The following is a 25,092-nucleotide window of genomic DNA, read 5'->3' on the forward strand; positions in this document are numbered from 1 at the left end:
ATAAAAGTATGGCAAATCGTAGAGATTTTATAAAAACCGCTGCAATTGGTTCGGTGGCAATGGCTTTAAATTCGTTCAAATCTAACGAAGATGAAATTCCATTTTTTGATGGAAAAGTAAATAAACCAATCGTTATTTCTACCTGGAATTTTGGAGTCAAAGCCAATGGCGCAGCTTGGGAAATTCTAAAAAATAACGGTCGCGCACTCGATGCTGTAGAAGCTGGAGTTAAAATTCCAGAAGGCGATCCAACAGAAAGAAGCGTTGGTTATGGCGGCCGACCAGACAGAGATGGACGAGTTACTCTCGACGCTTGTATTATGGACGAAAATGCTAATATTGGTTCAGTCGCATGTTTAGAACATATTAAGCATCCTATTTCTGTGGCGCGAGCTGTGATGGAAAAAACACCACATGTAATGTTAGTAGGTGATGGCGCATTACAATTTGCACTTTCTCAAGGATTTCAAAAAGAAAATTTACTAGTTGAAGATTCAGAAAAAGAATGGAAAGAATGGCTCAAAACCAGTCATTACAAACCCATTGCAAACATTGAAAATCACGATACAATTGGAATGATTGCACTTGATAGTTCAGGAAACTTGTCTGGCGCGTGTACCACAAGTGGCATGGCTTTTAAAATGCACGGACGCGTTGGTGATTCGCCAATTATTGGAGCTGGATTGTATGTTGATAACGAAATTGGAGCAGCAACTGCAACTGGTCACGGCGAAGAAGTGATAAGAATTTCGGGTTGTCATTTGGTTGTAGAATTGATGCGTCAAGGAAAATCACCTCAAAAAGCGTGCGAAGAAGCGGTTTCCAGAATTGTAAAACTGACGAAAAATAGAGGTAAAAACCTTAAAGATATTCAAGTTGGTTTTATCGCTTTAAATAAAAAAGGTGAGTATGGTTCGTATTGCATTCAAGGTGGATTTAATTATGCTGTGAACCAAACTTCTGGAAATAAATTGGTCGATGCTGATTACTTTTTAAAATAATGAACCAACTAGAGATTGCTTGCTTTAATGTTGAATCTGCTGTAATCGCCCAAGAAAATGGAGCCGATAGAGTAGAACTTTGCGCTTCAATTGAAGTTGGCGGCACTACACCAGATTTTGAAATTACCAAAAAAATAAAAGAATTAATTAACATCGATTTGAATGTGATGATTCGACCACGAGGTGGAAATTTCGTTTATTCTGATGCTGAATTTAATCAAATGAAACTAGAAGTAATCGAATTCAAAAAGCTAAATGTAAACGGATTTGTTTTCGGGATTTTGAATGAAGATAATTCGATAAATATCATTCAAAATACAGAATTAGTGAATCTGGCCAAACCATTTACGTGTACTTTTCATCGTGCTTTTGATGAAGTTTCACATGTTTTTCAATCGCTAGAAGAAATTATTGAATGTGGATTTCAAACCATTTTAACTTCAGGACAAATGCCAAATGTTGTTGAAGGTGCAAATAGATTAGCAGAATTAGTTTCTAAAGCAAATAAACGAATAACGATAATGCCTGGCGGAGGTTTACGTGCTTCAAATCTTAATTCTATTCAAGAAAAGACAAGAGCAGCTTTCTATCATTCTTCTGCTATTACAAACGGATCTGAAACTGCAAATCCCGATGAAATTACAGCATTAAAATCAATTTTGAAATGAAAAATATTTTGATGAAATCGTTATTTTTATTTCTTATTCCATTGCTTTTATGGTCTCAAAATAGCGAACGTAATTTAAGTTTAGAAAACTGGAAATTCCAAAAAAAAGGCGATTCTAATTTGCTTCAAGCGACAGTTCCTGGAACAGTTCACACCGATTTATTAGCCAATAAAATAATTCCAGATCCATTTTTGGGAACAAATGAAAAGCAATTACAATGGATTGAAAACGAAGATTGGGAATATGAAACTACATTTTCTTTATCAGAATCGGAATTAAAAAATCAAAATATCGATTTGATATTTGAAGGTTTAGATACTTATGCAACAGTTTTTTTAAACGGAAAATTACTTTTAGAAACCGATAATATGTTTCGAACTTGGAACACATCTGTAAAAAACAAATTGCAAAAAGGAGAAAATCATCTTAAAATAGTATTCAAATCGGCAGTGAATTTTGGAAAAGAAGAAGCTAAAAAATTGCCGTATGTTTTACCGGGCGACGAGAAAGTTTTTACAAGAAAAGCGCAATATCAATACGGTTGGGATTGGGGTCCGAGATTTGTTACTGCTGGAATTTACAGACCAATTAAACTTCATTTTTGGAATAATTTAAAAATTGAAACTATTCGCTACGAGCAAAATAGTTTAACCGATGAATTGGCAAAACTCAATTTTATAATCACGCTGAATTGTCAAAAAGATGGAGATTATAATTTGAAAATCAATGATGAAACTTCGCGTTTTAATTTGAAGAAAGGTATAAATAAAATTCAATTTCCTTTTGAAATTTTAAATCCAAAACGTTGGTGGACGAATGGTTTAGGTGAAGCTAATTTGTATTCTTTTCAAATTAATGTTTTGGAAAATGATAAAATTGTTGATAGTAAAAAGTTAAATATCGGCTTACGAACTATTGAATTAATTCAGGAAAAAGATAAAATCGGAACTAGTTTTTACATAAAATTAAACGGAATTCCAGTCTTTATGAAAGGTGCGAATTACATTCCGCCAGATAGTTTTTTACCAAGAGTTTCTGATTCTGTTTATAAAAATATTGTGAAAAATGCCGTCGATGTAAATATGAATATGCTACGAGTTTGGGGCGGAGGCGTTTATGCAGAGGATATATTTTATGATGAATGTGATAAAAACGGAATACTAGTTTGGCAAGATTTTATGTTTGCTTGCGCGATGTTTCCGGGTGATGAAAAGTTTATTGAAAATGTAAAAAATGAAGTTATTGATAATGTAAACCGTTTGCAAAATCACGCCAGTATTGCACTTTGGTGTGGTAATAACGAAAGTGACGAAGGTTGGAAAAATTGGGGTTGGCAAAAGCAATACAAGTATTCGGTACAAGATTCTACTAAGATTTGGAACGATTACGGCAGATTATTTCATGACGTAATTCCAAAAACTTTAGACAGTTTACTTTCTAAGGAAAAGAATATTTATTGGCCATCATCGCCATCGATTGGTTGGGGAAAAAAGGAAAGTTTACTGCAAGGCGATTCGCATTATTGGGGAATTTGGTGGGGAAAAGAACCGTTTGAAAACTACGAGAGAAAAGTGGGTCGATTTATGAGTGAATACGGTTTTCAAGGAATGCCCAATTTGAAAACGTTTAAAAAATTTGCATCAAATGAAGAGTTGAATTTGACTTCAGAATCTGTGAAATCACATCAAAAACATGGAACTGGATATGAAACAATTAATGAATATATGGTACGCGATTACAATGTTCCGAAATTATTTGAAGATTATATTTATGTTTCGCAATTGCTACAAGCGGATGGAATGAAAACAGCAATTGAAGCACATCGACGAGCCAAACCTAATTGTATGGGAACTTTATATTGGCAATTGAATGATTGCTGGCCAGTTACTTCATGGAGTTCGGTGGATTATTTTGGAAATTGGAAAGCTCTTCATTATCAAGTGAGAAAGAGTTTTGAGAATTTGTTGATTTCTGTTGATGAAGACGAATTGAATTATAAAATTTATCTAGTAAATGATTCTCTTGAAAATTTTGGTGGAAATTTTTATTTTGATTTACTTGACTTCAATGGAAACAAATTATGGAGTTCAAATGTCGTCGCTGTTGTTCCAGCCAATTCTTCTTTGATTCATTTTGAGATTTCTAAGAAAGCATTTGAGGCGTTTAATTTGAAGGAAGTTTTACTTTCTGTTCATTTTAATTCACAAGACAAAATAGTTAATTCGCTTTACTATTTTGTGAAACCCAAAGACTTGAAACTTACAAAACCATCAATTAAAATCAATAAAATTGACGATGTAACTATTGAGGTTTCAAGTGATGTTTTGGCTAAAAATGTTTATTTATCTAGTGATGAAAATACTTTTTTTAGCGATAATTATTTTGATGTTTTACCAAATGAAAAAGTGATTGTAAAACTCTCGAAACCAGTTAAAAATATTGTTGTAAAATCGTTATTTGATACTTTAAAATAAAGGTGTTTGGAACTTTGATATTTACAAAAGACATTGGCTAATATAGCCCTGATTGCAGTGGAAATAAAAAATGTCCCAATTGTTTTGGGACATTTTTTATTGCAACGGAAAGCAGGAAAATGGACAACAAAAATGCCCAAGCCATTCGCTTCTAAATATTTTAAAATAAACCGTTTAATTCGGCGTCAATTCTATTGATTATCATTCCTAAATCTTCAGGATTGTTTACAAAATCAATATTGTCAACGTCAATAATTAATAGTTTTCCTTTGGTGTATGTGGTAATCCAAGCCTCGTAACGTTCGTTCAATCGACTTAGGTAATCGATAGAAATGGAGTTTTCATATTCGCGTCCGCGTTTGTGAATTTGCCCAACTAAATTTGGAATAGAACTACGCAAATAAATCAGTAAATCTGGCGCTTCAACTAAGCTTTCCATTAATTCAAAAAGTGATGAATAGTTCTCGAAATCGCGGTTGGTCATTAATCCCATGGCGTGAAGATTGGGTGCGAAAATGTGCGCATCTTCATAAATTGTTCGGTCTTGAATGATTTTTTTTCCGCTTTCGCGAATTTGTAGCACTTGACGAAAACGACTGTTCAAGAAATAAATTTGTAGGTTGAACGACCAACGCTCCATTTGATGGTAAAAATCGTCAAGATACGGATTGTCAACTACGTCTTCAAAATGAGGTTCCCATTTAAAGTGTTTGGCTAAAAAACGCGTAAGAGTTGTTTTTCCAGCACCAATATTTCCTGCTACAGCTATATGCATTATGGTAAAGTAATTTTATAATTTGTAATTCCTTGGTCGGTAAAAATAGATAAAATTTGGTCTTTGTAATAAAATTTTTGGAACGTTTTCTCAACAATTTCTATTTCGTAGGTTTTGTTTGTGCTTAGGTCACTCAAATAGAGCTTGTCATCTTTTGAGAAGAGCATTTTGTTTTCGCTGATGAATTTGGATTTTGTAGCAAATTCTGTTTTTCCGTTAGCAATTATTCGTCCGAAAATCGTGCAAGTAAACCAATTGTTTTGTTTGTCAATCCAATGAAAATAGTTGAAATCGGTTTGATAGTATTGGAATCCGTCGTTAATTGGAATTCCGAGATTTTGATATTGATTGGTTGTTAAATCATACAAGCCAATTTGCTGATTTAAGGTATTGAAAAGCCATAATTTATTTTGCCCAGAAATTCCCATTGCGCTTGTTACAACTGGAGTTTCAAGGTTGGAGAATTCAATTTTTTGTATTTCGTTAAGGAAGTTATCGAGTATGATTACTGCGTTGAATTCTTCGTAAAAAACGATAACTTTCAACGGATTTAGAATGTCGACTTTGGCTATTTTTCCTAAGGCAAGATTTTGATATTGAAGCAATTCAACATCTGTTTTTTTATAAATTACATTGTCTTTTATGTAAAAGTAATTTCTAAAGGAATCAAAACCAACAAATTCGGTAGCGTTTAGGGTAACAAAATCTTTTTTTTCAATTGTAATTTTTTGAGCAAATACAATTGAAAACGATAGAAACGATAAAATTGCCAACCCTTTTTTAAACATAATGCTAAATTACATTAAACCTTTTAAATTTTAAGAAGTCATACCAATTATTTTAACATCAATTTGGTAACAAAATAGGTTTTCAATCGTCATATTTGTTACGTCGTATTTAAAAATCAACTTCTTATGAAAAAAATATTCTTTTCGGTTAGTATGATACTAACATTTATTGTTTCGCATGCGCAAAAAGATTTTCAAGGCATGGCGGTTTACGAATCTAAAACAAGTACTTCCGATTTTAAAGCTCAAATGTCTGGAAATAGAGATATTACGCCAGAGATGCAGAAAACTATAGAAGAACGAATGAAAAAAATGTTCGAAAAAACATTCATTTTAAATTTTGATAAACAAGCTTCTATTTATAAAGAAGAAGAAAAATTAGACGCGCCAGGTCAAGGCGGCGGAATGCGAATGATGGCTTCTATGATGGGCGGCGGCGGAACGTATTACAAAAATGTAAAAGACAAGTCGTATGCGGTTGATAAAGAATTTATGGGAAAAGAATTTCTTATAAAAGATTCTTTAACGACTTACAAATGGAAAATGGAAGGTGAAACACGTCAAATAGGTGGTTACACTTGTTACAAAGCAACAGCGGTAATTCCGGCAAGTAAAACCGATTTTAGAAATTTCAGACCTAAAAAAGAAGAAGACAAAAAAGCAGACGAAAAGAAAGCTGCAGAAGCGAAAGCAGCCGATGGAAAAGCAAAAACAACTAGCTTTTTTGACGAATTAGATATGCCTAAAGAAATTACAATTACAGCATGGTATACAATGGATATTCCTGTAAATCAAGGTCCAGAAGGATATTGGGGTTTGCCAGGATTAATTCTTGAAGTGAACGATGGTAAAACAATAATATTATGTTCAAAAATTGTTTTAAATCCGAAAGATAGAGTTGAAATAAAAGCACCTAATAATGGAAAAGTAATTTCACAAAAAGATTACGACGAAACAATTATCAAAAAAATGGAGGAGTTTAGATCAATGAATCAAGGTCAAGGCGGAAGAGGTGGAATGCAAATGAGAATGAGTAGATAATTTTTTCACAAACAAACAAAAATAACCACAATCTAATCGATGAAAAAAATACTTTTATTCGCTCTTTTATTTACTTATACAATTTCACTTTCACAAACTATTCGTTTTGAAGGTAGCGTTTTAGAATCGGGTAAAACTCCTCTTGAAATGGCTAATGTTATGGCGGTAAATCAAGCCACAAAAGCGGTTGACGCCTACGGAATTACCAATGACAAAGGTAAGTTTGTTTTAAATTTAAACAAAAACGCAACTTATAACGTCAAGATAAGTTATCTCGGAATGCAAAATAAGGAGATAACTATAACTACACAATCTGAAAATATTACTCAAAATATTACTTTGGAACCTGGAGGAATTGAACTTGAAGGTGTAGAAATTGTTCGTGAAATGCCAGTTTCTATAAAAGGTGATACCATTGTTTACAATGCAGATTCATTTAAAACTGGAACCGAAAGAAAACTAGAAGATATCTTAAAAAAACTTCCCGGAGTTGAAGTAAATGCTGATGGTGAAGTAGAAGTTGAAGGCAAGAAAGTTACCAAATTGATGGTGGAAGGAAAAGATTTCTTCGATGGTGATACCAAATTAGGGGTTAAAAATATTCCTGCCGATGCGATTGATAAAGTACAGGTTTTAAGAAATTACAACGAAAACTCGATCTTAAAAGGTGTTGAAAACAATCAGGATAATATTGCGATGAATATCAAACTAAAATCTGGAAAGAAAAACTTCTGGTTTGGTGATATGACTGCAGGAATTGGTGTTGGTCACGACGAAGAACGCTATTTAATCAATCCAAAATTATTCTATTACAACCCAAAATACAGCATAAATATCATCACTAATTTTAATAATATTGGTGAGTTGCCATTGACAATCCAAGATTATTTTAAATTCACAGGCGGTTTTAGAAACATGATGGGAAAAGGTGGTTCTAGTTTTAATGTTTCTTCTAATGATTTAGGAATTTCGCTTTTAAGAAACAATCGAGCTAAAGAAATTGAAACCAATTTTGGAGCAACAAATTTCTCTTATAATGTTACTAAAACATGGAGTTTAAGCGGATTCGGAATTATATCTTCATCAATAACCGATTTAGAAACGAAATCACAAACTAATATTTTTGTTCCAAATTCATCCGAAGTTGCTACTACAGAAAATAGAGAAGAAGTTGCACACCAAAAAAGTAGTTTAGGATTATTCAAATTGAGTTCGAGTTATAAACCAAGTGCACGATTTCAATTTGATTACGATGTTTTAGGAAAAATTTCAAAGCAAGACGAAAACAACAATTTGTTACGAGAATCAATTGTTTCAGGAACGTCAGATACAGAAAATATTTTTACTTCTAAAAAGCAAGATCCAACTTCGTTAAATCAGAATTTGAGCGCCTATTACACACAAAGTGACAAGAACATTTTTGCTTTCGAAATGCAACATTTGTATCAAGATGAAGATCCGTTTTACAATGCAAATTTAGAAACGCAACCTTTTAATTTACTAGGTTACACTTCAGGAGAAAATAGAAACGATATTAATCAAAGTCGTTTTGTTAAGACCAACAAAATCGATGCGAAATTAGATTATTATTACATGGTTACACCTAAAAGTAATATCAATGTGACTTTAGGAAATACCTATTCGCACCAAACTTTCGACTCGTCAATTTACCAAGTTTTAGACGATGGTTCTGTAAATGATTTAGACAATCCTACTAATACAAATGATGTAACTTATAATTTTAATGACGCCTTTTTAGGACTGCATTATAAAATTCTTTCAGGAAAATTCACGTTCACACCAGGAGTTAGTTTTCATAGTTATGATATGACCAACACACAATTGGGTTCTAAATTCAATATGAATTTCTTTAGAATTTTACCGGATTTTCTAGCTATTTATCAAATAAAAAAATCAGAAACATTAACGTATAACTTCGGATTAACAAATAATTTTACAGATATTAATCGTCTTGCGGAAGGTTTTGTTTTAAACGGATACAACAGTTTGTCGCGAGGTTCAAGAACATTAGAAAACTCTACAGTTCAGTCACATTCGCTTACTTTTAGAAAATTTAATATGTTCAATTTCGAGAACATAAACGCCAATATTAACTACACAAAATCAGTGGATGCCGTTAAAACGCAATCGGTTTTTGATGGAGTAAATCAATCCTCTTCTCCATTTAATTCAGATTTTGCAGACGAATCAATTTCGGGTTTTGCAAGCTACGGTCGTTCTTTCTTGAAAAACTACAAAGCTTCTTTCAACACAAGATTGAACTGGTCTAAATTTAATAATATTCAAAATACTATTTTGGTTACAAACGAAAGTTTTACACAAGTGCATTCACTTTCTCTTTCTACAAATTATAAAAATTTACCAAACTTAGAAGTTGGATATAGCTTAACAATAAATGATTATGCTGGTTCTAAATTCTATACTGATAGACCATCAGCAAGATTGGATTATTACTTTTTAAAGAGTTTTTCTTTTGTTTCCGAGTATGAATTTTATCATTATTATAACGCCGATAAAACTGTTGAAAACGAGTACGATTTCCTTTCAGCAAGTTTAATTTATCAGAAAAAAGACAGTAAATGGGAATACAAAGTTGCGGCAACCAATTTGCTAAATACAACTTCGTTAAATGATGATAGTTTCTCGCAATTCTCAACAAGAACATCACAATATACAGTGCAACCAAGATACATTATTCTTAGTTTAAAATACAATTTGTAATAAGAAGCTAATCCAGCTTTCCATTGCAAGTCTTCAACAAAAATGCCATTTTTCTACGCAACAAAAAGAGCTTCCGTTGGTCGCTTTTTTGTTACAAGAAAAATTGGCATTTTTTGTTTTCAGAGCTTTCCATTCCAGTCTGGGCTAAAAAAAACCTGACTAATTGAAGCTAGGTTTTTGTATAATGTCATTCTGAATTTATTTCAGAATCTAAAGATTAAATCCCAAAAGCGGCTTTCACTTGATCAACAAAATCTAATTTCTCCCAAGTAAACAATTCAACTTCAACAGTTTTTGTAAGTCCACCTGGAGCGTGAAAAGTTTTTGTAACCGTTTGTGGCGTTCTTCCCATGTGCCCATAAGCTGCAGTTTCGCTGTAAATAGGATTTCTCAATTTCAAGCGTTGCTCAATAAAATACGGACGCATATCAAAAATAGCTTCTACTTTTTTACTAATTTCTCCATCAGTCAAATTCACTTTCGAAGTTCCATAAGTAACTACATTTATAGAAGTTGGTTTAGCAACTCCAATAGCATATGAAACCTGAACCAAAATTTCATCAGCAACTCCAGCAGCAACCAAGTTTTTCGCAATATGACGTGTTGCATAAGCTGCACTTCTATCCACTTTACTTGGATCTTTTCCAGAAAATGCACCACCACCATGAGCACCTTTTCCTCCATAAGTATCCACGATAATTTTTCTTCCTGTCAATCCAGTGTCTCCGTGTGGTCCACCAATTACAAATTTCCCAGTTGGATTGATGTGATACGTAATATTGTCATTAAATAAATGAGCATATTGAGGATATTTTGCCTTGACTCTCGGAATCAAAATAGAAACTAAATCCGATTTAATTTTTGCCAACATGGTCGCTTCTTCATCAAAATCGTCGTGTTGTGTAGAAATTACAATCGCATCAATTCGTTGCGGTTTATTATCATCAGAATATTCTAGAGTAACTTGCGATTTAGCATCTGGACGTAAATAAGTAATTTCGTTATTTTCTCTTCTCAAAGTTGCCAATTCTCTCAACAAAGCATGAGATAAATCCAATGCCAATGGCATGTAATTTTCAGTTTCATTTGTTGCATAACCAAACATCATTCCTTGATCTCCAGCACCTTGTTCTTCTTTGCTAGCTCTATCAACACCTTGGTTAATATCTGCCGATTGCTCGTGAATTGCAGAAAGAATTCCACAAGAATTTGCTTCAAACATGTATTCACTTTTGGTATATCCAATTTTTCTAATTACTTCTCTAGCAATGTGTTGAACGTCAAGATACGTGTTTGATTTTACTTCACCAGCAAGAATAACTTGACCAGTTGTAACTAGCGTTTCACAAGCCACTTTCGATTCAGCATCAAATGCTAAAAAATTATCGATTAATGCATCAGAGATTTGATCTGCTATTTTGTCTGGATGTCCTTCACTAACTGACTCTGACGTAAATAAATAAGCCATAATATAATTTAATTTTAAATTAATTTTTGTGAAGAAAAATTCGAATTGCGGGAAAAAAGGCTAAAGGAGAGTTTCTGCTTTAGCATTTTTTTACGAGGTTGCAATCAGTTCAAATTTTTCCTCTTTATTTCGAGTGCAAATATATAAAATGTATTTTTAAATGATTTCAAATTTTTCAAAATTCTTTAATTACTTTTTACGTAGGACAAGATGTTAAAATAGTGAGCATTAAATTTTTTGTACTATTTTTTTTATAGCTTTGTGATAAATCAATTTTAAAACATTTAACTATGAAAAAAACTTTACTTTCTTTATTATTAATTCCATTTTTTGGAATAGCGCAAAATCAATTCTCTTTTGGATTTGATGGAACTACTGCGGCTATGATTTCAGCTGGATGGCAATCTACTAATCAAAGTTCACCTGTTGGTGCTTCTACATGGAATAATGCAACTTTCACAGTTCCTCTTGCAAATGCAATTTTCGGAAGTGGAAATACCACTACTGTTCCTATTGGGCAAGCTGGTGGAAATAATTCTTTTGCATTAGTCAACTTCAACAGTACAACTGGAGCAGGAACAATTAGCAATTGGTTAATTACGCCAAATATTACTGTTGAAAATGGTGATATTGTTACTTTTTATTCTAGAAAAGGTACAGATGGAACTACTGATTATCCAGATCGTTTAGAGCTAAGAATGAGTACAGCAGCTACAACTGTTTTGCCATCTGGAGCTTTAGATGTCGGAAGTTTTACAACTCTTGGGGTTAGTGTAAATCCAACTTTGGTAAATGGATTTGTATATCCTAAAGTATGGACGCAATATACATATACTGTTGCTGGATTAACTGGGCCAACTCCAGTGAAATTTGCATTCAGATATTTTGTTACAAATGGTGGTCCAAGTGGTGCTAATTCTGACATTATTGGTATTGATACATTTTCTGTTGACAGAACTTTAAGCACAGATGATTTCTTTAAAAACAACTTTGCAGTTTATCCAAATCCTGCTACTGATATAATTAATATTTCAAATGTTAACAGCCTTGAAATTTCTGCAGCTACAATTACAGATATCAACGGTAGAATTGTAAAAGAGTTTAGATCTTCTATAGAATCTATAAATATTTCTGATTTAAATTCAGGAGTTTATTTCTTGAAAATTAGCACATTAGATGGTTCTGGAACTACTAAAATTGTTAAGAATTAATCAACAGATAAGTCATTCTAAACCCACTTTTTAAGTGGGTTTTTTTATTTACAAAAATGTTAAAATTTAAATTTTATTTTTTTTATTCAAAATAACTTCAGAAGTTTGCTCCATCAAAAAAAAGAAAAAATGAATTTAACAATGTGCAATATGTGTCGTATGATGTGGAAACTTCCGCAGAGCACTTCTATTGCATAATTTTAAATTTTTAAAATATATTCAAATGAAACCTCTGCAAACCGCAGAGGTTTTTTTATTTAAACAAATTTGTCACACTGAGCGCTGTCGAAGTGCTTTTTTAAAAATAACAATTTCGAAATGAACGTAATAGCAAAAAATATGATGATGTCTTGTATGATGATGCGCACAATGTGTTGTATCGACATCAGCTATTACCATAAACGGAAAACATAAATGAAATCTACATTTCTATTGTAAAAGTCCTTTTGGTAAGCCATCCAAAGGGACTTTTTTTATTTCAAAAATCTTAATACTTAATACTAATATCTTAATACTAAAAATCATGAGCACACAAAAATTTTCAACCAACGCACTTCATGCAGGACACGATGTTACTAAAAACGCAGGAACTAGAGCTGTCCCAATTTACCAAACATCATCGTATGTTTTTAACAATTCAGATCACGCAGCCAATCTTTTTGGACTTGCCGAAGCCGGATTTATCTACACCAGATTAAACAATCCAACCAACGACATTCTAGAACAACGTTTGGCAAAACTAGAAGGCGGAATTGGAGCTGTCGTTACAGCATCTGGAACTGCAGGAATTGCAACAACATTTTTAACATTACTAAAAGCTGGCGATCACATCGTTGCATCCAACAGTTTGTATGGAGGAACTTACAATTTGCTAAAAGTAACTTTACCAAGATTGGGCATCACAACTACCTTCGTTGACCCATCAAATCCTGAAAATTTCACAAAAGCATCGCAACAAAATACAAGAGCCTATTTTGTAGAAAGTTTAGGAAATCCGAAACTTGATGTGTTGGATTTAGAAGCCATTTCTAAAGAAGCAAAAGCCTATAAAGTTCCGTTTATTGTGGACAATACCGTTGCAACTCCGTTTTTGTTAAACCCAATAAAATATGGAGCCGACATCGTAATTCACTCACTGACAAAATACATTACCGGAAACGGAACATCACTTGGTGGTGTAATTATCGATGCAGGAAACTTCGATTGGAGCAACGGTAAATTCCCTGAATTCACAGAACCATCAGCCGGATATCATGGCTTGAAGTACTACGAAGCACTTGGCGCAGCATCATTTATTGCCAAAGTTCGAATTGAAGGATTGCGTGATTTTGGTGCAGCTTTAAGTCCCTTTAACGCTTTTCAAACCATTCAAGGATTGGAAACTTTAGAAATCAGAATCAAAAAGCATTCTGAAAATGCTCTTGCTTTAGCCAAATGGTTGCAATCTCAAGAAGAAGTAGCTTGGGTAAATTATCCAGGTTTAGAAACTTCAAAATATAAAGAATTGGCCGATAAATATCTACCAGAAGGAAAAAGCGGCATCGTAACTTTCGGATTAAAAGGCGGATTTGAAGCAGCCAAAAAAGTTGCTGATGGAACCAGATTGTTCTCGCTTTTAGCCAACATCGGCGATACTAAATCATTAATAATACATCCGGCAAGCACAACGCACCAACAATTATCTGATGCGGAACAAGAAACCACAGGAGTCTCCAAAGATTTAATCCGTCTTTCTGTTGGTTTAGAAGATATCGATGACTTGAAAGCTGATTTAAAAGAAGTTTTTGAAACTATTAAAAATTCGCAAAAAGTCTAATCATGAGTCAGAAAATTGTAAACGTAGTCGGATATGCAAAACAGCAAAATCAATTTGTAGTCAAAGCTCAAAACTTTGATGTCCGAATTAGTAAAAACGATGATTTTCCAGAATTAGAAGGTCCAAGTCCATTAGAATATATTCTCGCCGGTTACGCTGGATGCATTAATGCTGTTGGAAAAATTGTTGCCAAAGAACACGGAATTATTTTAAAATCACTTCAAGTAGAATTATCTGCCAAATTAAGTCTAGACAAATATCAGGGAAAAATTAGCAATGAAAGAGCTGGCTTTAGTTCTATTGAAGTGATTGTTAAACCAACTTCTGACGCTAGCTTGGAACAACTAAAAGATTGGCTAATAGAAATTGAAAATCGATGTCCGGTTCAAGATAATTTGGTAAATCCAACGCCAGTTTCGGTAGTTTTATTTAAAGATTTACAAGCTGTGGAAGCGGCTTAATAAAAATTTTGTTTAGGTTTTTGTTTGTTGAAACTGTCTTCAATGTCGCGATTGAAGGCAGTTTTTCAAAAATGAATTAGAAAATAAAATCAAAACTCAATTTTCTTAGTGCCATAATGGTTTAAAAAAATATAAAATGTTACAAAAAATAGAAATTCTAAATTTCAAATTAGAAAATGGAAAAGTTTTAACCAAAACTCCATTGTTCTATCAAACTTTTGGTCAACCAATTGGAAATGCTCCTATCGTGATTGTCAATCATGCGTTAACCGGAAATTCATATGTTACTGGAGAAAACGGCTGGTGGAACGATTTAATCGGAATTGATAAAATTATCGATACCAATAATTTTACGATAATCGCATTCGATATTCCAGGAAATGGTTTTGACGGAAATCCAGAAAATCTAATCACGAATTACAAGGATTTTACTGCGAAAGACATTGCCAGTATTTTTTTAGAAGGAATTAATGTTCTTAAAATAGAATCTGTTTTTGCTTTAATTGGCGGAAGTTTAGGTGGCGGAATTGCTTGGGAAATGGCAAATTTGCAACCAGATAAATTTCAAAATCTAATCCCAATTGCAACCGATTGGAAAGCTTCCGATTGGGTAATTGCTAATGTTTTAGTGCAAGATCAAATTCTGAATAATTCGGATAATCCAATTGTCGATGCGCGACTTCATGCGATGCTTTTGTACAGAACGCCACAATCGTTCAAGAAAAAATTCAACAGAAATAAAAAAGCAGATTTAAATGATTTTCAAATAGAAAACTGGCTCGTGAATCACGGACTCAAATTACAGAACCGCTTCAAATTAGCTGCATACAAACTCATGAATCATCTGCTAAAAACCATTGATATAACAAAAGAAACCAATGATTTTGCAGTTTCAGCTCGTAAAATCTCAGCCAACATTCACATAGTTTCAGTCGATACCGATTACTTTTTTATTCCAGATGAAAATCGGGAAACCTTTGAAATTTTAGAACCAATAAAGCAAAATGTTTTCTATCACGAAATAAAATCCATCCATGGTCACGATGCTTTCTTGATTGAATTTGACCAACTAGCACAAATTTTAGAACCTATTTTTAATAAACAAAAACATCAAAATTATGTCAACGCTTAGAATAAATGTAATCCTTTTCGGAATCGGAAATGTGGGAAGCACTTTAATAAACCAAGTCATCGAAAGCCAGAAATTCTTCTTGGAAAAAAGAAATATCGATTTGAGATTTCCAATAATCACCAATTCAACACTAGCTTTTTTCGAAAAAGAAGGCGTTAAAAATCAATGGGAAGCCAATTTTGCACAATCGGCAATTCCATTCAGAATCGAAGATATTATTGAATATGTAAAAGAACAACAATTCGAAAACCTAATCGCGGTCGATGCCACTGCAAGTTCCGAAATTGTAAACAGCTACATTCCATTAATCCAAAACGGATTTAATATTGTGACTGCCAATAAAAAAGCCAACACATTAGATTTAAATTTCTACAACGAATTAAGAGAGAATTTAAAAGTCTTCGATAAAACGTTTCTTTATGAAACAAATGTTGGAGCAGGATTGCCTGTAGTTCAAACCATCAACGATTTACACTTTTCAGGCGAAAAAATCACAAAAATTAGAGGTGTTTTCTCGGGTTCATTAAGTTATATTTTCAACAGATTTTCATCCGAAGAAACTACATTTTCCAAAATTCTAGCCGATGCCGAAAAAAACGGATACACCGAACCTGACTCACGCGAAGACTTATCAGGAAACGATGTTGCCAGAAAATTATTAATTCTAGCAAGAGAAATCGAACAGAAATTTGAATTTTCCGACATCAAAATCGCATCACTTTTGCTACCAGAATTAAACGAACAACATTCCAAAGCACAATATGCAATCAACAAAACGCTATTCGATAAACCGTTTAACATTGCCAAAATAACCCAAGCTCAAAATCACGTTTTACGATACGTTGGCGAACTTGATGTAATCACTCAAAAACTCGAAGTCAAACTCATTTCTGTCCCAAAATCAACCGCATTAGGTCAGCTAAAAGGTGCCGATAACTTGATAGAAATCTACACAAAATCCTACGGCGAAATTCCAATTGTCATTCAAGGTGCAGGCGCAGGAAAAGAAGTAACAGCTCGCGGCGTATTGACCGATATTCTAAAAATAGCCGATAAAATAAAAATTCAAGAAGCTGTTTTTCAATAATTTACAACCAACCCAACCCAAAAACCTACAACACTATATCGTTGTAGGTTTTTATTTTTAACAAACACTTGCAAAATAAATTTCTATGTCATTACTTTGCACTGTTCATAAACTTATTGACTGTTATCACGAAAGCTGGAGAGATTAGACTCGATGAAAGCTTAGCAACCCTACAACTGTAGAAGGTGCTACATTCTATTCCGATTTATCGGAAACAGATAACCCCGAGAATTTCCTCTCACTTTCACAATAACATAAATAATTTTTAAACCAACTTGTCATACTGAACTTGTTTCAGTATCAAGAGCGAATGGCTTGCGCATTTTTGCAATCCATAATCCTGCTTTCCGCTATATTTTTTATTTTTTAAAGAAAAAAATAAAAAGATACCGCTGTAATCAGGGCTAAAAAGTAATTCATTTTTGTAAAAGTCTAGTTTCAAAAAGAAGTATTTCTTAAAAAAAAACTTAACTCACTTAATGGTTAAAAAAAATTAAACTTAGTGACTTAGCGCCTTCGTGGCAAATAAATTATGTCAAAAATAAACCAAGCAATAAAAGAAAGAATCCTAGTTCTAGACGGAGCAATGGGAACCATGCTGCAACGTAATAATTTCTCCGAAGAGGACTTCCGTGGTGAACGTTTCAAAGATTTCCCACATCCATTAAAAGGAAACAACGATCTACTTTCCATTACGCAACCCCAAGCAGTAATGGAAGTACATCGTCTGTATTTTCAAGCTGGAGCAGATATTGTAGAAACCAACACATTCTCTGGAACAACCATCGGAATGGCAGATTACCACATGGAAGATTTAGTTTATGAACTAAACTACGAATCCGCCAAAATAGCAAGACAAGTAGCCGACGAATTTACAGACAAACCACGTTTCGTAGCAGGTTCAATCGGACCAACCAACAGAACAGCATCAATGTCACCAGACGTAAACGATCCAGGTTATCGCGCCGTAACTTTTGACGATTTAAGAATCGCCTACAAACAACAAGTTGAAGCGTTAATCGATGGCGGTTGCGACGTTTTATTAGTAGAAACAATATTCGATACTTTAAACGCAAAAGCTGCACTTTTCGCAATCGAAGAAGTAAAAGAAGAACGCAATCTAGACATTCCTGTAATGGTTTCAGGAACAATTACAGATGCTTCAGGAAGAACACTTTCTGGTCAAACGGTTGAAGCATTTTTAATATCAATTCAGCATATCGATTTGTTAAGTATCGGTTTCAATTGTGCACTTGGCGCAGATCAGTTAAAACCGTATTTAAAAAGATTGGCACACAACACACAACTAAATATTTCGGCACATCCAAATGCAGGTTTGCCAAATGCATTCGGACAATACGACCAAACACCAATCGAAATGCAAGCTTTAATTAAAGAATATTTGCAAGATAATTTAATCAATATAATTGGCGGTTGTTGCGGCACAACACCAGAACACATTAAAGCAATTGCAGATATTGCATCACAATTCAAACCAAGAAAATCAGAATTAGTAACAAATTAAAATCTGTAAAAATCCATTTAATCTGTGGCTAAAAAAACTTTGAGTCTTCGTGCCTTCGCGGCAAAATAAAATAACATGTCAAGAACAAACAAAATAAATTTACAACTTTCAGGTCTAGAACCGCTTTTCGTTACCGAAGAATCCATTTTCGTAAACGTCGGCGAACGCACCAATGTAACAGGTTCGCGTAAATTTCTAAGATTAATAAAAGAAGAAAAATACAACGAAGCACTTTCTGTTGCAAGAGAACAAGTAGAAGGTGGCGCACAAATAATAGACGTCAATATGGACGAAGGAATGCTCGATGGTGTTTATGCCATGACCAAATTCCTAAATCTAATTGCTGCCGAACCAGATATTGCCCGAGTTCCAGTTATGATTGATAGTTCCAAATGGGAAATCATAGAAGCCGGATTGAAAGTTGTACAAGGAAAAGCCGTTGTAAATTCCATTTCACTTAAAGAAGGTAAGGATACTTTCATGAATCACGCCAAATTAATTAAACGATATGGAGCAGCAGTAATCGTGATGGCATTCGACGAAGATGGTCAAGCCGATACTTATGAAAGACGTATTGAAATCTGTAAAAGGAGTTATGATATTCTTGTTAATGAAGTAGGTTTTCCAGCGCAAGACATCATTTTTGATCCAAACATTTTTCCGGTTGCAACAGGAATGGACGAACATAAACTGAATGCCTTAGATTTTTTCAGAGCCACAAAATGGATACGTGAAAATCTTCCTTATGCCAATATTTCTGGTGGTGTAAGTAACGTTTCGTTTTCGTTTCGAGGAAATGATACCGTTCGTGAAGCGATGCATTCGGCATTTTTGTATCACGCCATTCAAAACGGAATGACCATGGGAATTGTTAATCCGGAAATGCTTGAGATTTACGATGAAATCGACAAAACACTTTTAGAACACGTTGAAGATGTTCTTTTAAATAGAAGAGAAGACGCAACCGAACGATTATTAGATTTAGCAGAAACCTTCAAAGGTGATTATAAAGTAAATGAAAAAGCAATTGCCGAATGGAGAAATGGTTCGGTTCAAGAACGATTAACTCATTCGTTAGTAAAAGGAATCGACGAATTTATCGAAATTGATGTCGAAGAAGCACGATTACAATCTGAAAAAGCAATCGAAGTTATCGAAGTAAACTTAATGGCCGGAATGAATGTCGTTGGTGACTTATTCGGAAGTGGAAAAATGTTTTTACCACAAGTTGTAAAATCGGCTCGTGTAATGAAAAAAGCAGTTGCTTATTTATTGCCGTTTATCGAAGCACAGAAAGACGGAAAATCATCTTCGGCAGGAAAAGTATTGATGGCAACTGTAAAAGGTGACGTTCACGATATTGGAAAAAATATTGTAGCTGTAGTTTTAGGTTGCAATAATTTTGAAATTATTGATTTAGGAGTTATGGTTCCGCCAGAAAAAATTATTCAAACAGCAATTGAGCACAATGTAGATATTATAGGATTGAGCGGATTGATTACGCCGTCACTCGACGAAATGGTTTATTTGGCAAAAGAATTAGATAAATTAAATATCAAAATTCCAATTATGATTGGTGGAGCGACAACTTCTCGTGCGCACACAGCCGTGAAAATTGCACCAGAATATAAGCAAACCGTTGTTCACGTAAACGATGCTTCGCGTGCCGTAACGGTTGCTAGTAATTTATTGCAAGCCGAAACCAAAGAACGTTACGTGAAAGCAATTCGTGAAGAATACGACAAGTTACGTGATGGTTATTTGAATAGAAGTCGCGACAAAAATTTTCATTCGATTGAAGATGCCCGCAAAAATAAACTAAAATTAGATTGGGATAATTTCACACCAATAACACCAAATTTTATCGGAACAAAAACCATTGAAGTGGAACTTTCTGAATTGGTTGATTTTATAGATTGGACGCCATTTTTTAATTCATGGGAATTGTACGGAAAATATCCTGCGATTTTAACGGATGAAATTGTTGGAGAACAGGCCACCAATTTATTTGCCGACGCGCAAGAAATGTTACAACAGATCGTTTCAGAAAAATGGTTGACTGCAAAAGGAATTCTAGGAATCTTTCAAGCAAATACAATTAATGATGATGATATTGAAGTTCAGGCTCAATTCACAACCAAATTTCTAACGCTACGCCAACAATCACAGAAAACCGCCGGCGCACCAAATATTGCTTTAGCCGATTTTATTGCTCCAAAAGATTCAGGAAAACAAGATTACATAGGATGTTTTTGTGTAACAACTGGTTTTGGAGTAGATGAAAAAGCTGCTGAATTCGAAAAACAATTAGACGATTACAATTCGATTTTAGTAAAAGCACTCGGCGATCGATTTGCGGAAGCATTTGCCGAATATTTACACTTAAAAGTTCGTAAAGAAATTTGGGGTTACGCATCGGATGAAAATTTATCCAATCAAGATTTAATTTCTGAAGAATATGCTGGAATTCGTCCAGCACCAGGTTATCCAGCTTGTCCAGACCATTTAGAGAAACCAACAATTTGGAAGTTGCTAAATGTGGAAAAAGAAATAGGAGTAACGCTTACCGAAAGTATGGCAATGTGGCCAGCAAGTTCCGTTTCTGGATATTATTTTGCCAATCCGCAAAGCAAGTATTTCGGACTCGGAAAAATAAAAGAAGATCAAATAATCGATTATGCCAAACGTAGAGGAATTTCTACCGAAATGGCAACCAAATGGCTTTCGCCGAATATAGCAGATTAAAAAAAAAGTCGTCAGTTATCAGTTTTCAGTTTTTTTGGAAACAGATAACGGACAACAGACAACTAAAAATTATGAAAGTAACAGAACACATAGAAAACGCCAACGGAAAATCATTATTTTCTTTTGAGATTCTTCCGCCATTGAAAGGACAAAATATTCAATCTATTTTTGATAGTATTGATCCGTTGATGGAATTTAATCCGCCATTTATTGACGTAACCTATCATCGTGAAGAATATGAATTTAAGGAATTACCAAGTGGTTTGTTACAAAAGAAAATTGTAAAAAAGCGTCCTGGAACAGTTGGAATTTGTGCTGGAATTCAGAATAAATATGATGTTGATGCCATTCCGCATATTCTTTGTGGCGGATTTACAAAAGAAGATACTGAGAATTTATTGATTGATTTGGATTTTCTTGGAATCAATAATGTTGTTGCGCTTCGTGGTGACGCCTTGAAAAACGAAACGTATTTCAGACCGGAACGTGAAGGAAATGAGTTTGCAACCGATTTGGTTTTGCAAATAGATAACCTAAACAAAGGAATTTATTTGGATGAAGATTTACAGAATTCGGCTTGTACTAATTTCTGTATTGGTGTTGCGGGTTATCCAGAGAAACACATGGAAGCTCCAAGTTTGGACAGTGATATTCACTTCTTGAAGCAAAAAATAAAAAATGGAGCCGATTATATTATTACTCAAATGTTTTTTGACAATAAAAAATTCTTTGATTACGTTGCCAAATGTCGTGCTGCTGGAATTACAGTTCCAATTATACCTGGATTGAAACCTATTGCAACTAAGAAACAACTGAATTTAATTCCGCATCGTTTTTCATTAGAATTACCAGACGATTTAATTATGGCAGTTGTAAAAGCAAAAGACAACGACGCTGTAAAACAAATAGGGATTGAATGGTGTACGCAACAAAGTAAGGAATTGGTTGCTGCAGGAATTCCGGTTTTACATTATTATTCTATGGGAAAAGCTGAAAATATTAAGGCAATTGCAAAGGATGTTTTTTAATTCTGATTTTATAAAATACAATTACAACCTAGCCCTGATAGTAATGAAAATAAAAGACCTCCATTGTTTGGAGGTTTTTTATTGTAATGGATAGCAGGAAAATGGAAACCAAAAACACCCAAACCATTCGCTCCAAATTAAATTTATAAATCCTAAAGTTATTCTGCTATATTTGTGAACTTAAAATTTTAGGATGAGGAAATTGTACTTTTTGGTGGTTTTGTTTTCGGCAACACTTTTTGCACAAGAAACTAAAGAAACCAATGCGGTTGATGTTACTTTTTTAAGAGGAAATGTTTTGCCTCATACAGATGATTTGTATCATTTGGTGACGGGTCATCCCGAAGGTGTGATGATTAATTTTTCTAAACAAACTCACGGTAGCAAAGAGTGGCATAAGATTTTTGGTTATCCAGATTATGGTGCTTATTTCTTGTATCAAGACTTTAAAAACGAAATTTTAGGTAAAAGTTATGCAGCCGGAATGCATTATGATTTTTATTTTTTAAACAGGAATCTGGTGTTTAAATTGGCACAAGGAATCGCCATAACAACCAATCCGCATGATAAGGAAACCAACAGTAAAAACAGCGCTTTTGGCTCTAAACTTCTAGGAAATACTAACTTCGGACTGACTTATAAAAAAGATTATCTTGTTGATAATTTCGGACTTCAAGCCGGAATATTATTTACTCATTTCTCTAACGGAAGAATGAAAGCACCCAATAGTGGTATTAATACATATTCGTTAAGTGTTGGTGTAAATTATAATTTTGAAGAGAAAGTTAAGCGTGAAAAAGATACAGCTAAAGTTGATTTAACTTTCAAAGAGCCAATTCGTTACAATATTATTCTTCGAACAGGTGTAAACGAAAGTCCAATAATCGGAAGCGGTCAACATGCCTTTTATCATCTAGGTTTTTATGCCGATAAACGTCTTAATAGAAAAAGCGCTGTTCAACTTGGATCCGAACTTTTTTTGTCTAATTTCTTTAAAGATTTCATAAAATACCAATCGGTTGCTTATCCTGAAAAAAACCTTGATCCAAATACAGACTTTAAACGAGTAGGCGTTTTCGTTGGTTATGAGTTATTTATTAATAAAATTTCACTCGAAGGACAAGTAGGTTATTATGTTTACCAACCTTATAAATACAACATCCCGGTTTATGACAGAGTTGGAATGAAGTATTATTTCAATAAAAAAATCTTTACAGGATTGTCAATTAAAACCCATGGATTTCTAGCCGAAGCAATGGAGTTTGCAATTGGCGTTCGTTTATAAAATTATAAATATGAAGAAAATTATACTAATTGTTATTGTCTTGCTGTCTTTTGTAAACTGCTCTAAACCGTCAGATTGCATTGAATCGACAGGCAATATAATCACTAAAAATTTTGAAGTTCTAGAAGCCAACTATTTCCACACAATTTACGTTGAAAAAGGTGTAGGATTGGTTGTAAAACAAGGAACAGAATATAAAGTTGAAGTGCGAACAGGCGAAAATTTAATAGATAATATTTCGGTCGAATTCAAGAACGACGGATTGTTTTTAAAAGATAATTCATCTTGCAATTGGGTGCGCGATTATGGTCAAACAATAGTTTATGTCACCACGCCAACGCTCGATTTTTTAAATATAACTTCAAGAACCGAGCAAGACATCAACTCAGATGGAGTGCTCACTCATGAAATAGTTAGACTCAATGCCTTAGATTTAGGTCCGGGCGCAGGAACAAATGATTTTCATATTCAAGTAAATAACAGTCAATTAGTTATAGAAAATAATAACGTTTCAAGATATTATATTTCGGGTCAAACAGACGAAGCTTTATTAAATTTTTACGAAGGAAACGGAAGAATTGAGGCCGAAAATCTAACGGCTCAAAATATCAAAGTTTTTCATCGCGGTTACAACGACATGACGGTTAGACCAATTCAAAGTATCACTGGAAAAATTGTGAGCACCGGAAATATTATCTTAAAAAACAATCCAGTTTTAGTTGATGTTGAAGAATTATATCAAGGAAAATTGATTTATAATTAGAAGCTAATCCAGCTATACGTTGCAAGTTGGCTTGTAAAATTATATTTTTCTAAGAGCTAAAATGCGCTTCCTTTGGTCGCAATTTTACCTCAAGAAAAATTATAATTTTCCTTCACCAAGCTTTCCACTGCTATCTGGGCTAAATCTCGCATTTCGTAAATTGTACTTCTAACTTTTTTTACTCGTTTTCTCTCTAAAAATCTCTTCCAAGTTTTTACTTTTCAAAGACAATTGAAGCGCACGTAAACCATTATTTTGAGCAAAATCAAAAACTGCTGGGCGTTTGTCCTCTTCGGTTTCAAAAGTCAATTCCCAAACATTATCGTGTGTGTTTTTAGTAGATTTTAAATCAGAGAAAGCGGTAAATAATGCTTCATTTACAACTTTGTCAAACTCAACTTCAATCACTTGTTCCACAATATCCGAAACTAAGTTGTCTAGTTTTTTATCGGTAACAATTTTTCCGTTATTGATGATAATTACTCTATCACAAATGGCTTCCACTTCTTGCATAATGTGTGTAGAAAGAAAAACCGTTTTGTTTTTACCAACGTTTTTAATCACATTTCTAATTTCTACCAACTGATTTGGATCCAAACCTGTAGTGGGTTCATCCAAAATTAAAACATCTGGATTGTGTAGCAATGCTGTTGCCAATCCAACTCTTTGGCGGTAACCTTTAGATAATTGACCAATTTTTTTATGACTTTCTGGTGTTAATCCAGTCAATTCAATTACTTCTTCAATTCGTGATTTAGCAACTTTATAAACATCAGCATTAAATTCTAAATATTCACGAACATACAAATCCAAATACAACGGATTGTGTTCTGCTAAATAACCCACAGAAAGTTGTACCGCTTTTTGGTTGGTGTTAACATCATTTCCATTTACAGAAGCCGTTCCTTCATCAGAATTAATATAAGTAGTCAAAATTTTCATCAACGTAGATTTTCCAGCACCATTCGGACCAAGAAAACCAACGATTTCACCTTTTTTAACAGAAAATGAAACATTATCCAATGCTTTTTGAGCACCATAACTTTTTGAAATATTTTGAACTTCTATAGACATAATATGAT

The 25,092-nt window shown here is 33.7% G+C and carries 19 protein-coding genes and 1 riboswitch; of the genes, 15 read left to right on the forward strand and 4 right to left on the reverse strand.

All coding sequences use genetic code 11. The features are described from left to right. The first annotated feature begins 8 nt into the window (after window positions 1-8). Genes LG45_RS01055 through LG45_RS01065 form a run of 3 tightly spaced genes read left to right on the forward strand, consistent with a single transcriptional unit; the run spans window position 9 to window position 4,143 of the window. Complete coding sequence (locus LG45_RS01055) at window positions 9-1,001, forward strand: isoaspartyl peptidase/L-asparaginase family protein (protein ID WP_035123552.1); 993 nt, start codon at window positions 9-11, stop codon at window positions 999-1,001. After that, a complete protein-coding gene (locus LG45_RS01060) occupies window positions 1,001-1,669 on the forward strand; it encodes a copper homeostasis protein CutC (RefSeq protein ID WP_035123553.1) in 669 nt (222 codons plus the stop codon). The genes LG45_RS01055 and LG45_RS01060 overlap by 1 nt, the downstream gene beginning before the upstream one ends. After that, complete coding sequence (locus tag LG45_RS01065; protein WP_089046961.1) at window positions 1,666-4,143, forward strand: beta-mannosidase; 2,478 nt, start codon at window positions 1,666-1,668, stop codon at window positions 4,141-4,143. The genes LG45_RS01060 and LG45_RS01065 overlap by 4 nt, the downstream gene beginning before the upstream one ends. Before the next feature lie 160 nt (window positions 4,144-4,303). Here the strand turns inward: LG45_RS01065 and LG45_RS01070 are convergent, their stop codons facing one another. Then, on the reverse strand, window positions 4,304-4,918 hold the full coding sequence (locus tag LG45_RS01070; RefSeq protein WP_035123554.1) for a deoxynucleoside kinase: 615 nt from the start codon (window positions 4,916-4,918) through the stop codon (window positions 4,304-4,306). Next, the gene (locus LG45_RS01075; protein WP_035123556.1) at window positions 4,918-5,706 is read right to left on the reverse strand and encodes an NHL repeat-containing protein; all 789 of its coding nucleotides are present in this window, start codon (window positions 5,704-5,706) and stop codon (window positions 4,918-4,920) included. Before LG45_RS01075 ends, LG45_RS01070 begins: the two co-directional genes overlap by 1 nt. Window positions 5,707-5,832: 126 nt before the next feature. Between LG45_RS01075 and LG45_RS01080 the strand changes: the two genes are divergently transcribed. Together LG45_RS01080 and LG45_RS01085 are read left to right on the forward strand one after the other, a co-directional pair. Beyond that, window positions 5,833-6,747, forward strand: coding sequence for a GLPGLI family protein (locus tag LG45_RS01080; RefSeq protein ID WP_035123558.1), 915 nt, complete (start codon window positions 5,833-5,835; stop codon window positions 6,745-6,747). A 39-nt stretch (window positions 6,748-6,786) separates the two neighbouring features. Next, complete coding sequence (locus tag LG45_RS01085) at window positions 6,787-9,489, forward strand: carboxypeptidase-like regulatory domain-containing protein (protein ID WP_035123560.1); 2,703 nt, start codon at window positions 6,787-6,789, stop codon at window positions 9,487-9,489. Between the two features lie 217 nt (window positions 9,490-9,706). On the opposite strand, the gene metK is transcribed toward LG45_RS01085, so the two are convergent. Next, window positions 9,707-10,957 carry a methionine adenosyltransferase gene (gene metK / locus LG45_RS01090; RefSeq protein ID WP_035123563.1) on the reverse strand — a complete coding sequence of 417 codons (1,251 nt, stop codon included), beginning with the start codon at window positions 10,955-10,957 and terminating at the stop codon, window positions 9,707-9,709. A gap of 290 nt (window positions 10,958-11,247) precedes the next feature. Here metK and LG45_RS15950 point away from each other — a divergent pair, with 290 nt between their 5' ends. The 10 genes from LG45_RS15950 to LG45_RS01140 all read left to right on the forward strand — a co-directional run bounded on the left by LG45_RS15950 (window position 11,248) and on the right by LG45_RS01140 (window position 24,010). Further along, window positions 11,248-12,168: a T9SS-dependent choice-of-anchor J family protein gene (locus tag LG45_RS15950; RefSeq protein WP_052087433.1), complete on the forward strand. Its 921-nt coding sequence runs from the start codon at window positions 11,248-11,250 to the stop codon at window positions 12,166-12,168. 523 nt (window positions 12,169-12,691) lie between these two features. Next, window positions 12,692-13,984: an O-acetylhomoserine aminocarboxypropyltransferase/cysteine synthase family protein gene (locus tag LG45_RS01100; protein ID WP_035123565.1), complete on the forward strand. Its 1,293-nt coding sequence runs from the start codon at window positions 12,692-12,694 to the stop codon at window positions 13,982-13,984. 2 nt (window positions 13,985-13,986) lie between these two features. Continuing rightward, window positions 13,987-14,445 carry an OsmC family protein gene (locus LG45_RS01105; RefSeq protein WP_035123566.1) on the forward strand — a complete coding sequence of 153 codons (459 nt, stop codon included), beginning with the start codon at window positions 13,987-13,989 and terminating at the stop codon, window positions 14,443-14,445. Between the two features lie 136 nt (window positions 14,446-14,581). After that, window positions 14,582-15,577, forward strand: a complete 996-nt coding sequence (locus LG45_RS01110) for an alpha/beta fold hydrolase (RefSeq protein ID WP_035123568.1) — start codon at window positions 14,582-14,584, stop codon at window positions 15,575-15,577. Then, window positions 15,564-16,664 (forward strand): homoserine dehydrogenase family protein, encoded by a 1,101-nt coding sequence (locus tag LG45_RS01115; protein ID WP_035123570.1) that lies wholly within the window; start codon window positions 15,564-15,566, stop codon window positions 16,662-16,664. Before LG45_RS01110 ends, LG45_RS01115 begins: the two co-directional genes overlap by 14 nt. A 120-nt stretch (window positions 16,665-16,784) precedes the next feature. Next, window positions 16,785-16,889: riboswitch (SAM riboswitch) on the forward strand. A gap of 307 nt (window positions 16,890-17,196) precedes the next feature. Further along, window positions 17,197-18,189, forward strand: coding sequence for a homocysteine S-methyltransferase family protein (locus LG45_RS01120; protein ID WP_035123572.1), 993 nt, complete (start codon window positions 17,197-17,199; stop codon window positions 18,187-18,189). 75 nt (window positions 18,190-18,264) lie between these two features. Next, entirely contained in the window at window positions 18,265-20,934 is a 2,670-nt protein-coding gene (metH, locus tag LG45_RS01125) for a methionine synthase (RefSeq protein WP_035123574.1), read from the forward strand. Window positions 20,935-21,005: 71 nt separating this feature from the next. After that, window positions 21,006-21,962 carry a methylenetetrahydrofolate reductase [NAD(P)H] gene (gene metF / locus LG45_RS01130; RefSeq protein ID WP_035123576.1) on the forward strand — a complete coding sequence of 319 codons (957 nt, stop codon included), beginning with the start codon at window positions 21,006-21,008 and terminating at the stop codon, window positions 21,960-21,962. A 193-nt stretch (window positions 21,963-22,155) separates the two neighbouring features. Beyond that, window positions 22,156-23,247 (forward strand): acyloxyacyl hydrolase, encoded by a 1,092-nt coding sequence (locus tag LG45_RS01135; RefSeq protein WP_035123578.1) that lies wholly within the window; start codon window positions 22,156-22,158, stop codon window positions 23,245-23,247. A gap of 10 nt (window positions 23,248-23,257) precedes the next feature. After that, window positions 23,258-24,010, forward strand: coding sequence for a head GIN domain-containing protein (locus LG45_RS01140; RefSeq protein ID WP_035123580.1), 753 nt, complete (start codon window positions 23,258-23,260; stop codon window positions 24,008-24,010). 168 nt (window positions 24,011-24,178) lie between these two features. Here LG45_RS01140 and gldA read toward each other — a convergent pair whose 3' ends face one another. Next, a complete protein-coding gene (gldA, locus tag LG45_RS01145; RefSeq protein ID WP_035123582.1) occupies window positions 24,179-25,084 on the reverse strand; it encodes a gliding motility-associated ABC transporter ATP-binding subunit GldA in 906 nt (301 codons plus the stop codon). Window positions 25,085-25,092 lie beyond the last annotated feature (8 nt).

Origin of the sequence: Flavobacterium aquatile LMG 4008 = ATCC 11947 (assembly GCF_000757385.1) — a bacterium.
Taxonomy (GTDB): domain Bacteria; phylum Bacteroidota; class Bacteroidia; order Flavobacteriales; family Flavobacteriaceae; genus Flavobacterium; species Flavobacterium aquatile.

Bases quoted from the DNA above. Each gene is read 5' to 3' on its own strand.
- LG45_RS01085 (WP_035123560.1), top strand. From the start codon at position 6,787: ATGAAAAAAATACTTTTATTCGCTCTTTTATTTACTTATACAATTTCA.
- LG45_RS01060 (WP_035123553.1), top strand. From the start codon at position 1,001: ATGAACCAACTAGAGATTGCTTGCTTTAATGTTGAATCTGCTGTAATC.
- LG45_RS15950 (WP_052087433.1), top strand. From the start codon at position 11,248: ATGAAAAAAACTTTACTTTCTTTATTATTAATTCCATTTTTTGGAATA.
- LG45_RS01135 (WP_035123578.1), top strand. From the start codon at position 22,156: ATGAGGAAATTGTACTTTTTGGTGGTTTTGTTTTCGGCAACACTTTTT.
- LG45_RS01075 (WP_035123556.1), bottom strand. From the start codon at position 5,706: ATGTTTAAAAAAGGGTTGGCAATTTTATCGTTTCTATCGTTTTCAATT.
- gldA (WP_035123582.1), bottom strand. From the start codon at position 25,084: ATGTCTATAGAAGTTCAAAATATTTCAAAAAGTTATGGTGCTCAAAAA.
- LG45_RS01070 (WP_035123554.1), bottom strand. From the start codon at position 4,918: ATGCATATAGCTGTAGCAGGAAATATTGGTGCTGGAAAAACAACTCTT.
- LG45_RS01100 (WP_035123565.1), top strand. From the start codon at position 12,692: ATGAGCACACAAAAATTTTCAACCAACGCACTTCATGCAGGACACGAT.
- LG45_RS01105 (WP_035123566.1), top strand. From the start codon at position 13,987: ATGAGTCAGAAAATTGTAAACGTAGTCGGATATGCAAAACAGCAAAAT.
- metH (WP_035123574.1), top strand. From the start codon at position 18,265: ATGTCAAGAACAAACAAAATAAATTTACAACTTTCAGGTCTAGAACCG.
- metF (WP_035123576.1), top strand. From the start codon at position 21,006: ATGAAAGTAACAGAACACATAGAAAACGCCAACGGAAAATCATTATTT.
- LG45_RS01120 (WP_035123572.1), top strand. From the start codon at position 17,197: ATGTCAAAAATAAACCAAGCAATAAAAGAAAGAATCCTAGTTCTAGAC.
- LG45_RS01115 (WP_035123570.1), top strand. From the start codon at position 15,564: ATGTCAACGCTTAGAATAAATGTAATCCTTTTCGGAATCGGAAATGTG.
- LG45_RS01055 (WP_035123552.1), top strand. From the start codon at position 9: ATGGCAAATCGTAGAGATTTTATAAAAACCGCTGCAATTGGTTCGGTG.
- LG45_RS01065 (WP_089046961.1), top strand. From the start codon at position 1,666: ATGAAAAATATTTTGATGAAATCGTTATTTTTATTTCTTATTCCATTG.
- metK (WP_035123563.1), bottom strand. From the start codon at position 10,957: ATGGCTTATTTATTTACGTCAGAGTCAGTTAGTGAAGGACATCCAGAC.
- LG45_RS01110 (WP_035123568.1), top strand. From the start codon at position 14,582: ATGTTACAAAAAATAGAAATTCTAAATTTCAAATTAGAAAATGGAAAA.
- LG45_RS01140 (WP_035123580.1), top strand. From the start codon at position 23,258: ATGAAGAAAATTATACTAATTGTTATTGTCTTGCTGTCTTTTGTAAAC.
- LG45_RS01080 (WP_035123558.1), top strand. From the start codon at position 5,833: ATGAAAAAAATATTCTTTTCGGTTAGTATGATACTAACATTTATTGTT.